Source organism: Actinomadura logoneensis (genome assembly GCF_003428695.1).
GTDB lineage: Bacteria > Actinomycetota > Actinomycetes > Streptosporangiales > Streptosporangiaceae > Spirillospora > Spirillospora logoneensis.
The window spans coordinates 36,444-49,369 of the sequence record NZ_QURH01000316.1 but is presented as its reverse complement, the minus strand read 5'-3'; the positions used below and the strand labels follow the sequence as shown (position 1 = coordinate 49,369).

Genomic DNA, 12,926 nt, shown 5'->3' with positions numbered 1-12,926 from the left:
CTTGTTCACGGCGGCGGGGAGCTTGCCCTTCCAGCACACCTCGACCGACTTGGGCTGCAGGACGATATCCGCGAATCCGCCCTGTCCCGATTTCTCCGTGGCCCAGGAAATTTGGGAGGCGGCCTTCGGAACGGCCGCCGGACGGCCTCAGCCGCCTCCGCCTCCACCCCCACCGCCTGGCGCGGCCCCGGTGATGGCCTGCGTCTCCCGGTCGAGCATCTCCTGGAGTGGGACGTCGTCGCAGTTGCCGAGGACGACACCGACCCAGCCGGTGTTCGGGTAGATGGTCCAGTTGGCGGCGACACCGGGATTGGCTCCGGCGCGCTGGTACCTCCACTGGCCCTTGGTGATGGTGGCCGTGATCCCGTACGCGCCGAACGACACGGGGCCGTGCGGGATCTTGGCTCCGGTGAGCACGTCGGCCCACGGACGGTCCAAGAGCGTGCCGTCCTGCAGCGCGCGTGCGAACCGGACCAGATCCGGCGCCGTCGCGAAGCCGCCGTCCCCCGGGGCGTCGATGAAGGCGCGCCCGGGGTTCTTGCCGAGGACGTTCGCGCCCGGACTGCTCTTGTCGAGGTTGCGGAGGGCGTCGAGCCGGGTGCCGTCCTGCATCGTCATGTACGGGTGCGCGAGGTGCTTGTCGGTGAGCCACTGCGGCCGGGTGTAGAAGGCCGAGCCGGTCATGCGGGCGGGCTTGAAGATGTTCTCCTGGACGTAGTCCCAGTACGTCGTGCCGGACACGGCCTCCACGATCAGCGCCGCGATGGTGACCTCCGCCTGCGCGTGGGCGGTGTCGGGAACGCCCGGGACGCCCACCGGTCGCGCCTGCCGAGCGCGTCGGGTGTAGTCGGCGTGCACCTCCTTCCGGCTCTGGAAGACGTGTCGCACGTTCTCTCCCGGGCTGTCCAGGCCGGAAGTGCCGGAGAGCAGGTGATGGACGGTCACGCGGTCGGCGACGTTCGCGGCGAAGCCCTTCAGGTGGGTGCCCAGCGTGTCCGCCAGCTTCACCCTGCCCTGCTGCGCCAGTTGCAGGAGGGCCACCGCGTGGAACGGCTTGCCCGCCGAGCTGAGGCTGAACGCGATGCCCTCGTGATTGCGGATCCCCTTCTCTTTGTCGGCCATGCCGTAGCTGCGGGACAGCACCGTCCGGCCGTGGTGCGACAACAGCACCACGCCGGAGAACCTGCCTTCGGCGGCGAGCTTCGCCACGTACCGGTCGTAGGCTCCGCCGGGACGGGCGTCCGGCGGGATCTCGGGGCCGGTGGGAGCCGGACGGGCCTGCCCCGCGGCCACGGCGTCTTCGGATCGAAAGCCCATGAGCGGGACGGCGCCGGCGGCCACCACGCCGCCCGCCGCCAAGCCGCCCCACCCGAGCAGCCGCCGCCGATTGACGCGGCGGACGGAATCCGAGTCCATGATCACGGTCCTCTCCTGGTCAACGAACCGACCGTTGCGAAACTGCTGCGGTCCATGGCCCAGTGAAGACGGAACGCTGTTGCCGTGGCGTACGCGACTTCTGATATGCCCGCGATACATCGAAGCCCCGGAGCCCAAGCCGGAGGCCAGTGAGCGGGAAAGAACTGGCGGGCCGTCCGGACTGGCGCCGGGAAACCGGATCGCTTCGCCGCGACCCATGTGCGACGGTTGCTGCGTGCCCCAACCGACCTTGCGCACCGACCGCCTGCTGCTGGTCCCGCTCGCCGACCGGCACCTCGATCTGGAGGTTCGGCTCGACTCGGACCCGGAGGTGCTGCGCTATCTCGATGCGCGCCTGCCGACCAGGGACGAGGTGGTCGCCTCCCATCATCGGCGGATGGCCATGGCGGACAAGGTGGACGGCCTGGGCTTCTGGATGGCCTTCGCCTCCTCCGACGCCGACACCGATGCCGACGTCGATGCCGCCGTGACGGGCGAACGAGGCGCCGCGCCGCCGGACCGGGAGGAGGACGGCGAGTTCGTCGGACTCATGATGCTGCCGCCCGCGCACGGACCCGATCAGCCCGACGACCCGTCCGTCTCGGATCTGGGGTATCGCCTCGTCCGAAGGCACTGGCGGCGAGGGTTCGCCAGCGAGGCGTCCCGCGCTCTTCTGCGGCATGCCTTCGACACGGTCGGGCAGAGCCGCGTGATCGCGCAGACCATGGCCGTCAACGCCGGATCCAGAGGGGTGATGCGGGCCATCGGCATGAGGTACGTCCGCACGTACCACCCGCAGTTCGACGATCCGCTGCCGGGCACGCATCTGGGCGAGGTCGAGTACGAGATGACTCGCGCCATGTGGGAGGGAATCCGCGAATGAACGCCGCCGGCCTGTCGTTCGTCGGCGCGTTCCCGCGACGAGGGCAGACCGGCGGCGTCTGGACGGGGCTACCGCTCGGAGGAGGCCAGGACCGGGCTGTTGTGGTAGGCGGCGATCAGCCATCGGGCGTCGCGCTTCTCGAAGACCCAGGTGGCGTTCACCTTGCGGCGGTCATCGGTGATCTCGGATTCGCCGGGGAAGAGGATGGCGGATTCGCTGACGACGATCGCGGCGTCCTGGCCGAGGAAGCGGATGCTGAGCTGCTTGTTCTGGGTGGAGCTGCCCTTGAGGGAGCCAGCGAAGCCCTGGGCCATGCTCTGGCGGATCGCCTCCCGGCCGTCGCGGAGCGAGCCGGGCAGGATGGCGGTCGCGTCGGTGGTGTAGTCGGCGACCATGCCGTCGGCGTCGCCGGCCGCCCACGCCCTGTAGGAGTCGGCGAGCACGGCCTGGATCGCGGCCTCGTCCTCGACACGGGTGTTCGACATCGGGTTCTCCCTCGTGATCGGCTCGGCCGGGGTGTTCCGGTGAGCTCGCCGATACATACCGAGGGACCGGGCCGAACTCATCGCGCCGTCGTCAGGGAATTTCGGCGGGCAGGCCGAAGGCCGCGAAGATCTCGGCCCCTTGGAACACCGAGTTGCGGTCGATGCCCTCGGCCGTGACGGTGAAGACCTGGAGTGTGTGCGCCTGGTGCACGTCGCCGACGCGCCGGTAGGCGGCGAACCCGGGCTGGCCGCCGTTGGCGGTGACCTCCCTGAGAAGCCATTCCGTCCCGGCGGCGTCGAACACCCAGTTCATGAACAGGCCGTAGTTCGCGCGTCCGGTGAACCAGTTGAGCATCGGCGGCATCTCCATGAGGACGTCCTCGGTGACCAGCCGCTTGATGGCCTCGACGTCGGCGGCCTCGAACGCCTTCATGTAGCGCTCGACCCAGGTGCGCTGCTCGGCCGCGGACGGCTCGCCGACCAGTTCCTGCCGGATGCCGGTTTCGCGCAGGCGGGCACGCGCCCGCTGCAGGGAGCTGTTCACCGACGCGACGGTGGTGTCCAGGATCTCCGCCGTCTCGGACGCCGAGAAGCTGAGCACGTCGCGCAGGATCAGCGTGCCGCGCTGCCGCGCCGACAGGTGCTGCAGCGCGGACGCGAAGGCCAGTCGCAGGCTGCTGCGGTCGATCACGGTCACGGCCGGGTCGTCCGCCCCGAGCAGCGAGTCCGGCAGGGGCTGGAGCCAGGCGTGCTCCCCTGGGACGAGCGGAGCGAGCGGATCCGACTCGGCCACCAGTCCGGACGGCAGCGGCCTGCCGCCGCGAGACTTCAGCGCGGTCAGGCAGGCGTTCGTCGCGATCCGGTACAGCCAGGTCCGGAGCGAGCCGCGCGTCTCGTCGTACTGTTCCCGGGCCCGCCACGCCCGCAGCCACGTCTCCTGAACGAGGTCCTCGGCGTCGTGGACCGACCCGAGCATCCGGTAGCAGTACGCGAACAGCTCCGTCCGGAACGGCTCGATCCGGCGATCGAAGCCTTCCTCCCCTGACATTCCCGCCACGCCCCTTCCGCACCGCCGCCGCGACCGTTGGGCGGGCAGATCACCTTACGGTTTGCGGGGCGCTCGTGAACGCGGACCGCTCAGGCTGTCGCGGTGGCGGAGGCAGTGGCGGAGGCGAGGATGGTGTCCAGGACGCCGGGGAAGCGCGCTTCGAGCTCATCGCGTCGGAGCGTCATGTAGCGGGCTTTTCCTTCCGCGCGGGTCACGGTGAGGCCCGCCTCCCGCAGGACGCGCCAGTGGTTGGAGAGCGTGGAACGGGGGACGTCCAGGTCGTCCGGGCTGCAGGCGACCTCGCCGCCGGCCGCCAGCCGCCGCACGAGTTCCAGCCGGACGGGGTCGGCGAGCGCGTGCAGCACGGCGACCAGTTCCAGGTTCGTCGTCGTGGGCCGGGCCGGCGTCCGCATCCCGCTCTCCTCGCTTCTCACCGGGTTGACAGGGTCCGCTCGGCACAGCATACGATCATTTTCTCGTTTCGGAAATAACGAAATGATCATGGAGGCACCATGGCGGTCCGCACCACCTACGCACGCGTCTACGTCGACAGCCTGGACACCGCGCTGCCCACCTTCGAGGCGCTCACGTCCACCAGGCCGAACCTCCGCTTCCCCTACCGGGACGTGGAGCTGGCGAGCATCGGCGGCTACCTGCTGGTCGCGGGGCCCCCGGAGGCGTTGGCCCCGTACCGCAACGTCCAGGCCACCACGATCGTGGACGACCTGGACGACGTCCTCGCGCTTGTCGAGCGCGTGGGAGGCGACATCCTCGACGGCCCCAACGACGTCCCCACCGGACGCAACCTCACGGTCAGCCACCCAGGCGGCGCCGTCATCGAGTACGTCGAGTTCGAGACCACCAAGGTCGAGGCCCAAGCGGCCCGATAGCGCCGCCCGACACCGGCAAGCCGACCCCGGCCGACATTCCGCCTCGCGCTACAGCGTCCCTCCGGACAGCGCATCGGAGGCGCCACCCGGCTGGTCCGTCAGCAGGTGCAAGTCCTGGACGGGTACCTCCACGCGCTGGTCGTGTTTGTCGACGAGCCAGCGGTCGATGTCCAGAAGCCACCAGTTGCGGACCTGCACCATGTAGAACCTTCGTGGCCCCGTGCCGTGGAATTCGGACTGCGGCAGGAGCCATTCACGCCGAGTGTTCTCGTCGGGGAAGTTGAGTTCGTAGTAGGTGCGGTGGACCTGCGCCAATTGGTCGGGCCCCACGGCGAGGCAGTGTCCGGTGAACTGGGCCCCGTCCAGGCCGAATCCGGGAAGTCCGGTCATGTAGATCGAGCCGGACACGAGGGGGTTGTTCGCCACATTGCGGGAGTGGCGGGCGGTGTGCAGGGAGTAGTAGAGGAGCCTGAGGGGCCGGTAGAGGGCGACGAAGTTGACGGTCGAGGCCCATGGTTCGTCGCCGTCGGTGGTGGCCAGGGTCATGAAGCGGGCGTTGGCCAGCAGGTGGTGGCTGCGCTGGACGAGTTCGTCGCTGTCGGCCATGCTCACTCCCCGCGGGGACGGTCGAAGCCGAGGGCGACCGGCGGGTCGCTGTGCAGGGCGGCATCGAGGATCTGCCACCAGGTTCCCTGTTCCGTGCGGCGTTCCTCCCAGGCGGGGTCGTGGCTTCGCTCCGCCAGCCGGCGGCGGTAGCGGCCCCAGGCCGCTTCGTCGGCGAAGGTGACGGTGTGCTCGAGCGTGTGGACGTCCGATCCGACGGTGCGCACCGTCCACCTCGTGGCAAGGACGGTGTCGAGGCCCTCGTAGAACCACTTCTCGCGTTCCTGTGCCCAGTTCCAGAACGCGCGCGGGTCGGCCTCGGCGGCAGGAGTGAGCTTGAGGCGGTAGACGAGGTAAAGCACAGGGATCCTCCTGTTCAGGATGCGGAAGGAGGTTGAGCGACCCAGTCGTCCCAGCCGCGGCTGAGGACGTGGGGTCGGCCGGCGAGCCGGTCCCGCCACTGCCGGGCCGTTTCGTGGTTGAAGGCGGCGGCGCGCTGGGGGCTGCACACCTCGCGGCCCAGGGCGATGACGACGGCGGCGAGCGGGGAAAGTACCGCGCCCCGACGGGCCTTGACGTCCCAGGCCGACACCGCCAGCCGGTAGCGGCGCAGGTCGTGGACGGCGGCGTAGTCCAGGGGGACGCAGTAGGTCAGGACGAAGTACTCGCAGGCCGGCTTGGCATTGCGGTAGTCGAAGCCGTAGTAGCGCGCGTAGAGGCGGTCATGGTGGGTGTAGCAGACGGTCACGGCCACCGGCCGCCCGTCGCGGATCCCGAAGAAGCCGACGGCCTGGCCGAGGACACCGCTGCGACGCTGGGCCGCGAAGGAGCGGCGCATCCAGCCGGGGTCCGCGGTACCGCCGTGGCGGGCCCGGTTCTGGGTGATCAGGTCCGCCGCCCACCGGGAGGTTTCTCCGGTCAGCGCCAGCCACTCGACACTCGTCCCGGCCCGCTCGCAAGCGCGCAGTTCCGCGCGGCGCCGGGTGCGGTCGGCCTGCGGCATGCCCGCGAGGTGTTCCGCGAACCCGCCCGCGGGCAGGTCCATGGCGGCGTCCGCGTCGTGCAGCAGGACGGTGGCGCGGGGATGGGCCCGGGCCAGATCTCTCGCGTCCGCTGCGGCCAGGTAGGGCATGATCAGCCCGGCCGCGCCTTTGGACGTGGCCACCGTCTGCGCGCCGTGAAGGAGCGCGGCGAGCGCGCGGTCGCGCCACGGACCGCGAGGGCACAGGAGTTCGTTGTACACCGAGCGCCTTGCGCCCAGCCACAGCCAGTCGTCGGGCCAGGCGGCGGCCAGGCCTGGGAACAGGTCCGGCGGGCAGAACAGGCCTGGTGCGCCGGTGTCGCCGGGCCATGTGGGCATGGCTCCCAGCAGAATGCCGTCGCCGGTCGTCGCGGACACGACGGCCTCGCTGCCGTGGGCGAGTTCGAGGGCGTGCAGCCAGCGGTGGCTGTTGTAGAAGTTGTCGGGCCCCACCAGCGCGTCCCAGTCCTCACGCGGGATGGCGCCGACACCGGCGCTGGTCTGCACGCGGACACGCCCGGGCGGTGAGCACCGCCTACGCGGAACGTCGGCCGAGGCGGATGCCGAGTCGCGTCGGTAGCGGTCCGCGGCACTGCTGATGGTGTCGCGGGGCTCAGCGTTCATCTGCGCGCACCGATCGCTTTCGGCAGTCGATGATCACGGTGTGCGGATGGGCGAGGTAGTCGTTCCAGAACGCGGCGCCGTGTTCGGCGATGCCCTCCTCGCTCACCACGGGATCACTGAACCGCGGGGAGGTGAAGCCGGCTTCTCGCAGGGCGTCCTCCAGGGCGGCCCTGCTCCAGTAGCGGGCGGTGATGTCGTGGTCGCGGCCGTTGAACCGCAGGTTCAGGGAGACCGGCGAGCCGTCCGCGAGCGGCTCCACGGCGGTCATCCGGAAGCCGTAGGGCGCGTAGGAGACGGCACCGGACCGGAAACAGGGATGGATCGGCAGCGTCACGAAGCGTCCGCCCGGACGCAGCGCCCGCGCGGCGGTCGCGCACAGGCCACCGAGTTCGGCACGGGTCGCCGCGTACGGCAGCACGTACACCCCCAGCACCAGGTCGAAGGCACCCGCGAGGCGGTCGGGGAGGTCGCCGAGGAAGTACTCGACACCCAGTGGGTGAGCGGCCTCCCGGGCACGGGCGTGGGCGATCATGCCCTCGGAGACGTCCAGGCCGCTCACGCGGGCGGCTCCGCGCTGTCGGACCAGCCGGGTGTAGGCGCCCGATCCGCAGCCCAGGTCGAGCACCGCCGCGCCGCGGACGTCGCCGAGGACGCCGAGGACGCTGGGTGTCTCCAGGAAGACGCGGAAAGGGGTGGTGGTGAAGTCGTCGTAGGTGTCGGGGAGCGTGTCGAACTGATTGGCCATCCGGCGGACCGCCGCTCCACGCCGCCGGAGTCAGGGGGAATTCACGGACTCCGGCGGCGCTTCTACTCGTGGTTCTGTTCGGGTGCTCAGGAGCCCACGTTGATCGGGCCGATGAGCCAGTTACCCGGAGCGTCCATATCGTCGCTCAGGTAGAATTCGGTGATCGCCGTCCGGAATTCCTCGTGGCTGATCGCCCCGCTGCCGTCCCGGTCGAGTCGCCGGAAGGCGTCCTTGGAGTGCTTCGGCGGAACGCCGAGCTCGTTGTACATGCGGACGTACTCGTCGCGGCTCAGCATGCCGTCGGCGTTGGTGTCGAGCGCCCGCATCAGGGCGTCGGCGATGGCCAGCACCGCGTCCCCGAAGTGCTCCCGACTGGTGACGTTGGCCTGCATGACGGTCAGGAACTCGGGGCGGGTGACCCGGCCGTCGCCGTCGGTGTCGCCGTGCGCCAGCAGCACCCGCCACCACTTCTCGAACGCGCCGCGCATCGCGGCGGCGTTCGCCTGGTCGTCGCTCGTGTCCAGGGCGGCGAAAAGATCGCCCATCGCCTGGAAGTCGTCGTGTGTGAGGAGGCCGTCACCTCCCTGGTCGAACCAGTCGAACAGCATATCGAACTTCTGGTGCTTCACGGGGGTCGACACCATTTCTTCCTTTCCGCACTCGACTGGAGTCTGACGACTCCCTTCGGATCGTCAAAACGTTAACATCGAACCCAATGCCGAGTGGGGCGGATCATTCATCGCCATTTCGGACGAATATTCACGATATGGGCGCGCCGGTAGTTCCCTTTTCTGTGGTTACCGGGTCCAGTGGCTCATGGAAAAGGTGACCGATCCGGCACCGGTCGGCAACCCACATCGAAATGATCGGCCACCGGACACCTGGGACGACTCCGCCGAATGAGGACAGATCCCTTCAGAAAGCGGGTTGGTGGTCCCGGCTCATCGAGAGCGTGACGCAGAGGAGGGGGCGCGGTCGCGTGGGCCGAGCATCTTGAGGACGGTGCCGGGCGGTCCCCATCCGGCTTCGTTCGGCTCGGAGCCCACGACGACGCCCATTCGCGTGGTGGGCTCCCAGTACTCGGCACAGTCCGCGTTGGCGGACGGGCATGCCTCCAGCGCGAAGCCGCGAACCTGCACGGCGGCGCGCAGGTCATCGAAGTCCCGTCGGGGACGGAACGGCCCGTACCGCTCCACGAGTGCGGACTCGAGCCGCTTGCCGCCGGTCAGCCACGGCAGCCGATGGGTCTGAGCACCGAAGTAGGCGACCCGCCAAACGTCCCCCGGCCCGGAAGGCGCGGGCGAGGACGGGCAGCCACGCGGGGGCGTCGTGAGGGTGAGGTCAGAGTGGCTTCTGGGGTTGGGGAGGTTCGAGGTGCCGGTGGGGTGGGATGACACTCAGCGGCAGTCGGCTACGGAGAGTCAGGGGCCGGTCGGGTTCCGTCTTCACCGATGCGTTGGACACACCCTCGATGCCCGATGGAGGTCTTATGAACAGGTCCTCGACCGTGACGACCATGGTCGCCGGTGCCGTCGCGTGCGCGGCGCTGGCCGCGTCCGCCCCCTCGGCGTACTCGTTCGGGACGCTCACCGACAAGTTCGGGCAGCGCGCCGAGCACGAGCGCATCACCCGCGCCGCCCTGGCCTGTCCGCACGGGAAGGCGAGCGACAACTACTGCTTCGAGCCCGACTCGCTGAGCGAGCTGGCCGGGGCGCGCGGCAAGGGCGGCGCCATCGGCGCGCCCGACCTCGGCAGGGAGGTGTTCAGGCAGGAGGCGCACTGCGACAACGCGGACTACCTCGCGCAGAGCGGGTATCCGCAGAGCCGCGCGGACGCCAGCAAACACCTGCTGGGCTGCGTCGATCATGCGCGCGAGCGCATGGAGAACGCGGCGACCGAGGCCGCCCGCCTGCTGAACGGCAAGGGCGCGGTCGACTCCAAGCAGGTCGGCCTTTCCGTCCGCTGCGTGTTCAACCAGAGCCGGGGACGCGCCAAGTGCGACGCGATCGAGCAGTTCGGCCGGGGCCTGCACGCCGTCCAGGACTTCTACTCGCACAGCAACTGGGCCGACCAGGCGGGGTCCGGTCCGATCAGCGTGACCAACCCGCCCGGCCGCCGGCGCACCGACCTCTTCCCCTTGTTCCGCCTCTTCTCCGGCTCCCGGCCGACGCCCGGCGACGTCCCTCAGGATCTCACCACCGGCTGCTTCGACGAGGAGGCCGCCGGGTCGGGTGAGAAGCGCGGCTGCTCGCACGGAAAGCGCATCAGGCACCACGCGCTCAACAAGGACCTGGGGCTGATCGACCCGGCGACCGGGCACACGTCCGACCCGCGCACCGATCGGGGCCGGATCGGCACCAACTTCTCCGCCGCCGTCACCCTCGCCATCGCCGACACGCGCCGCCAGTGGCGGGACCTGGTGCACGCGCTGGAGCAGCGCTACCCCGGCGGCAAGGGCGCCCGGATGGCCTGCGCCATCACCCACGACCACCCGACCAAAGACTGCCGGTGACAGCGCACGCCGTCGACCCAGCGCACGAGCGTTCGCGCTGACGGCCAAGGCGTCGCGGAATCCCCCTAGTGTGCGGACGTCTTCCGTCAGGTCGGCGCAATAGCCTCGTGGCCCGCAGCCGCAGCGCCGCGGCTGCGGGTGTCAGGCGGACTCGTCGCGGACGCGTCGGTACCGCTCGTAGACCACCCGCGAGGCGAACGTCCTGGTTTCGAGCAGGTCCAGCTGGACGTTCTCGGTGACCGGCGGCAGGTAGGGCGTGCCCCCGCCGACGAGGACCGGATAGCGGAACATGTGCAGTTCGTCGACGAGGCCGAGTTCGATCGCCTCCGCCGCCAGGGTCGCGCCTCCGATCGAGACGTTCCTGTCCGTCGCGTCGAGCGCCCCGGCGGCCTCGTCCGCCAGCGACGCCTTGGCGAGACGGGCGTTGCCCTGGACGCTGTCGAGGCTGCGGCTGAAGACGATCTTCGGGAGCGCGGACCAGGCGTCGGCGAAGGCCGACCTGAGGTCGTCCACGCGCATCGACGGGTCGGTCTCCCAGGGAAGCATGGTCTCGTAGAGCCTCCGGCCGCACAGGTAGAGGCCGAGCCCCTCCACCTGAGCGAGGTGGACACGGAACACCTCGTCGATCGGGGACGTCCAGTCCAACCCGCCCTGTCGGTCGGTGACGTAGCCGTCCACGGAGATGTTCATCGAATAGATCAGCACTGCTTCACGTCCTTCGGCAGGGGACTCCTCATGGCGGTGCCGCGCCTCCCGAGCGATCGTAGGGGCCGTGCCCCCGGCCGTGAGGGATCTCGAGGGAGCGGAGAAGAGTAGATGCACTTGCATCGAGTCTCCGCATGCGCAATAGTTGGTTTTGTTCAACCAACTATCCGGGGAGGGTGCGCGGATGGAACACGACGCGGTCGGTGACGACGGCCGGTCCCGTCCGAAGGGCGAGGCCGTGGACGGGGTGGCGGCGGCGCTGGCCACGGTCGGCAACTGGATGTTCTCCCCGACCACGCGGCGCCGGATCCTCGCGTCCTCCGGGCTGGAACTGTCCCTCGGTGACTACACCGTGCTCGCCCAGGTGTCGCTGCACGCGCCGGTGCGGCTGTCGGTCCTGGCGGAGCTGATGGAGGTGGACAAGTCCACGCTGTCACCGCCGGCCAAACGCCTGGAGGCGCGCGGCTACATCGAGCGGCGGCCCGACCCGGCCGACGCCCGCGCCCAGCTCGTGAGCGTCACCCGGGAGGGCAGGCTCGCGATCCGCCGGCTGTGGAAGGCGCGTGCGGACGCAGTCGCCGCCCTGCTGGCGGACTGGGAGGCGGCCGATGTCGAGCGACTGGCCTCGAGCCTCGGCGCGCTCAGCGAAGCGATCAAGAAGGGACGATGAACCCCGGCGAACCTGTGACGCCGTTTCCCTCATAGGGCCTGGTAGGTCTCTCACGTAGAAGTCCGGGCCAGCACTGGCCCGGTGAGCGGCAGCCTTCCTGTGCTGCTCGTTCTTTCCCGATTTCTCGCCGCGCCGTCTCGGGCGCGGGTGCCCGGACGCCTGATCCGCCTCCCCGGCCTGCGCGTCGCCGCAGTCCTCGCACGCCCTGTTCGGGGTGCGTCCACGGACGGCCTCAACGCCGTTTCCCACTTTTCCGACCAAGGAAGTGATCGCCATGCGTGCTGTCCTGCTGCACGAGTTCGGGCCGCCCGACCGGCTCCGCGTCGCCGACGTGCCGACGCCGGCGCCCGCGGCCGGCGAGGTCGCGGTTCAGGTGGCCGCGGCCGGTGTCCAGTTCCTGGAGACGCAGGTCCGCGCCGGGACGATGCGGGGCGTGCTCGGCGGCGCGCCTCTGCCGGTCGTCCTCGGCAAGGAGGTCGCCGGAGTGGTCTCCGAGGTCGGCCCGGGCGGTGACAGCGCCCTGCTCGGCGCGCGGGTTCTGGGCAGCACCGACGGCTTGGGCGGATATGCCGAGACCGCCGTCGTGCCCGTCGATGCGCTCGTCCCGGTCGGCGACGGCATCGAACTGCCCGAGGCCGTCGCGCTCTACCGGTACGGCGTCACGGCCCAGGGCCTGATCAGGGCGGCCCGCGTGACGGCGGGCGACCGCGTCCTGGTGCTCGCGGCGGCGGGTGCCGTCGGCACGCTTCTGGTGCAGCTCCTCGAGCGGTCCGGCGCGGTGGTCGTCGCGGCGGCGCGCGGCGAACGCAAGCTCGACCTCGTCGGCGGGCTGGGGGCCGACCACGTGGTCGACTACGCGCACCGCGACTGGACGGGCCGGGTCCGCCAAGCGGCGGGCGGATCGGTGGACGTGGTGTTCGACCATGTCGGCGGCGTGCTCGGACGCGAGGCGTTCGCGCTGCTCACGCCCGGCACCGGACGCCAGATCGTGTACGGCTTCTCCAGCGGCGCGCCCCTGGAGGCGCGACCCGAGGAACTGGTCGGGCGAGGCCTGACCCTGACCGGATTCAGCGCGGGACACATCTGGAGCAGGCCCGTCCTCGCCCGCGAACTGGTGGACGAGGTGCTGGCCCTGGGCTCGTCCGGGCGCCTCACGCCGGTCATCGGACAGCGCTTCCCCCTGGAGCGGGCGGCCGACGCCCACGCCGCCATCGAGGCGCGCGACACCGTCGGCAAGACCCTGCTCATCCCCTGATGGCATCCCCCGGTCCCGGCACACACCGGGGTCCGGCGGGTGGACGTTCACATCGGTCACTATCAAGGA

Annotated in this window: 15 protein-coding genes; 5 read left to right on the top strand and 10 right to left on the bottom strand. The window is 70.3% G+C overall.

The features are described 5' to 3' along the window. Nucleotides 1-147: 147 nt before the first annotated feature. The gene (locus tag DZF91_RS19860) at nucleotides 148-1,416 is read right to left on the bottom strand and encodes a serine hydrolase domain-containing protein (protein WP_117358973.1); all 1,269 of its coding nucleotides are present in this window, start codon (nucleotides 1,414-1,416) and stop codon (nucleotides 148-150) included. 250 nt (nucleotides 1,417-1,666) lie between these two features. On the opposite strand from DZF91_RS19860, the gene DZF91_RS19855 reads away from it, so the two are divergent. Next, on the top strand, nucleotides 1,667-2,299 hold the full coding sequence (locus tag DZF91_RS19855) for a GNAT family N-acetyltransferase (RefSeq protein WP_199486742.1): 633 nt from the start codon (nucleotides 1,667-1,669) through the stop codon (nucleotides 2,297-2,299). A gap of 68 nt (nucleotides 2,300-2,367) precedes the next feature. On the opposite strand, the gene DZF91_RS19850 is transcribed toward DZF91_RS19855, so the two are convergent. The 3 genes from DZF91_RS19850 to DZF91_RS19840 all read right to left on the bottom strand — a co-directional run bounded on the left by DZF91_RS19850 (nucleotide 2,368) and on the right by DZF91_RS19840 (nucleotide 4,245). Continuing rightward, on the bottom strand, nucleotides 2,368-2,784 hold the full coding sequence (locus tag DZF91_RS19850; RefSeq protein WP_117358955.1) for an SgcJ/EcaC family oxidoreductase: 417 nt from the start codon (nucleotides 2,782-2,784) through the stop codon (nucleotides 2,368-2,370). A 91-nt stretch (nucleotides 2,785-2,875) separates the two neighbouring features. After that, on the bottom strand, nucleotides 2,876-3,832 hold the full coding sequence (locus tag DZF91_RS19845; protein ID WP_117358954.1) for a sigma-70 family RNA polymerase sigma factor: 957 nt from the start codon (nucleotides 3,830-3,832) through the stop codon (nucleotides 2,876-2,878). Between the two features lie 89 nt (nucleotides 3,833-3,921). Then, nucleotides 3,922-4,245 carry an ArsR/SmtB family transcription factor gene (locus DZF91_RS19840; RefSeq protein WP_117358953.1) on the bottom strand — a complete coding sequence of 108 codons (324 nt, stop codon included), beginning with the start codon at nucleotides 4,243-4,245 and terminating at the stop codon, nucleotides 3,922-3,924. Between the two features lie 99 nt (nucleotides 4,246-4,344). Between DZF91_RS19840 and DZF91_RS19835 the strand changes: the two genes are divergently transcribed. Next, nucleotides 4,345-4,722 (top strand): VOC family protein, encoded by a 378-nt coding sequence (locus DZF91_RS19835; protein WP_117358952.1) that lies wholly within the window; start codon nucleotides 4,345-4,347, stop codon nucleotides 4,720-4,722. A 48-nt stretch (nucleotides 4,723-4,770) separates the two neighbouring features. Here DZF91_RS19835 and DZF91_RS19830 read toward each other — a convergent pair whose 3' ends face one another. The 5 genes from DZF91_RS19830 to DZF91_RS19810 form a co-directional block, all read right to left on the bottom strand. Continuing rightward, nucleotides 4,771-5,328 (bottom strand): pyridoxamine 5'-phosphate oxidase family protein, encoded by a 558-nt coding sequence (locus tag DZF91_RS19830; protein WP_117358951.1) that lies wholly within the window; start codon nucleotides 5,326-5,328, stop codon nucleotides 4,771-4,773. 2 nt (nucleotides 5,329-5,330) lie between these two features. After that, nucleotides 5,331-5,687, bottom strand: coding sequence for a hypothetical protein (locus DZF91_RS19825; RefSeq protein WP_117358950.1), 357 nt, complete (start codon nucleotides 5,685-5,687; stop codon nucleotides 5,331-5,333). 14 nt (nucleotides 5,688-5,701) lie between these two features. Further along, nucleotides 5,702-6,853 (bottom strand): GNAT family N-acetyltransferase, encoded by a 1,152-nt coding sequence (locus DZF91_RS19820; RefSeq protein ID WP_158587985.1) that lies wholly within the window; start codon nucleotides 6,851-6,853, stop codon nucleotides 5,702-5,704. A gap of 106 nt (nucleotides 6,854-6,959) precedes the next feature. Continuing rightward, entirely contained in the window at nucleotides 6,960-7,715 is a 756-nt protein-coding gene (locus DZF91_RS19815) for a class I SAM-dependent methyltransferase (protein WP_117358948.1), read from the bottom strand. A gap of 86 nt (nucleotides 7,716-7,801) precedes the next feature. Further along, entirely contained in the window at nucleotides 7,802-8,359 is a 558-nt protein-coding gene (locus DZF91_RS19810; protein WP_117358947.1) for an EF-hand domain-containing protein, read from the bottom strand. 845 nt (nucleotides 8,360-9,204) lie between these two features. Between DZF91_RS19810 and DZF91_RS19805 the strand changes: the two genes are divergently transcribed. Further along, entirely contained in the window at nucleotides 9,205-10,227 is a 1,023-nt protein-coding gene (locus DZF91_RS19805; protein WP_117358946.1) for a CinY protein, read from the top strand. Nucleotides 10,228-10,368: 141 nt separating this feature from the next. On the opposite strand, the gene DZF91_RS19800 is transcribed toward DZF91_RS19805, so the two are convergent. Beyond that, nucleotides 10,369-10,932 (bottom strand): dihydrofolate reductase family protein, encoded by a 564-nt coding sequence (locus DZF91_RS19800; protein WP_117358945.1) that lies wholly within the window; start codon nucleotides 10,930-10,932, stop codon nucleotides 10,369-10,371. A 184-nt stretch (nucleotides 10,933-11,116) separates the two neighbouring features. Between DZF91_RS19800 and DZF91_RS19795 the strand changes: the two genes are divergently transcribed. Together DZF91_RS19795 and DZF91_RS19790 are read left to right on the top strand one after the other, a co-directional pair. Next, nucleotides 11,117-11,602, top strand: a complete 486-nt coding sequence (locus tag DZF91_RS19795; RefSeq protein ID WP_117358944.1) for a MarR family winged helix-turn-helix transcriptional regulator — start codon at nucleotides 11,117-11,119, stop codon at nucleotides 11,600-11,602. Between the two features lie 274 nt (nucleotides 11,603-11,876). Continuing rightward, on the top strand, nucleotides 11,877-12,857 hold the full coding sequence (locus DZF91_RS19790) for a zinc-binding dehydrogenase (RefSeq protein WP_117358971.1): 981 nt from the start codon (nucleotides 11,877-11,879) through the stop codon (nucleotides 12,855-12,857). Nucleotides 12,858-12,926: the final 69 nt, after the last annotated feature.

Bases quoted from the DNA above. Each gene is read 5' to 3' on its own strand.
- DZF91_RS19860 (WP_117358973.1), bottom strand. From the start codon at position 1,416: ATGGACTCGGATTCCGTCCGCCGCGTCAATCGGCGGCGGCTGCTCGGG.
- DZF91_RS19850 (WP_117358955.1), bottom strand. From the start codon at position 2,784: ATGTCGAACACCCGTGTCGAGGACGAGGCCGCGATCCAGGCCGTGCTC.
- DZF91_RS19845 (WP_117358954.1), bottom strand. From the start codon at position 3,832: ATGTCAGGGGAGGAAGGCTTCGATCGCCGGATCGAGCCGTTCCGGACG.
- DZF91_RS19840 (WP_117358953.1), bottom strand. From the start codon at position 4,245: ATGCGGACGCCGGCCCGGCCCACGACGACGAACCTGGAACTGGTCGCC.
- DZF91_RS19835 (WP_117358952.1), top strand. From the start codon at position 4,345: ATGGCGGTCCGCACCACCTACGCACGCGTCTACGTCGACAGCCTGGAC.
- DZF91_RS19830 (WP_117358951.1), bottom strand. From the start codon at position 5,328: ATGGCCGACAGCGACGAACTCGTCCAGCGCAGCCACCACCTGCTGGCC.
- DZF91_RS19815 (WP_117358948.1), bottom strand. From the start codon at position 7,715: ATGGCCAATCAGTTCGACACGCTCCCCGACACCTACGACGACTTCACC.
- DZF91_RS19810 (WP_117358947.1), bottom strand. From the start codon at position 8,359: ATGGTGTCGACCCCCGTGAAGCACCAGAAGTTCGATATGCTGTTCGAC.
- DZF91_RS19805 (WP_117358946.1), top strand. From the start codon at position 9,205: ATGAACAGGTCCTCGACCGTGACGACCATGGTCGCCGGTGCCGTCGCG.
- DZF91_RS19795 (WP_117358944.1), top strand. From the start codon at position 11,117: ATGGAACACGACGCGGTCGGTGACGACGGCCGGTCCCGTCCGAAGGGC.
- DZF91_RS19790 (WP_117358971.1), top strand. From the start codon at position 11,877: ATGCGTGCTGTCCTGCTGCACGAGTTCGGGCCGCCCGACCGGCTCCGC.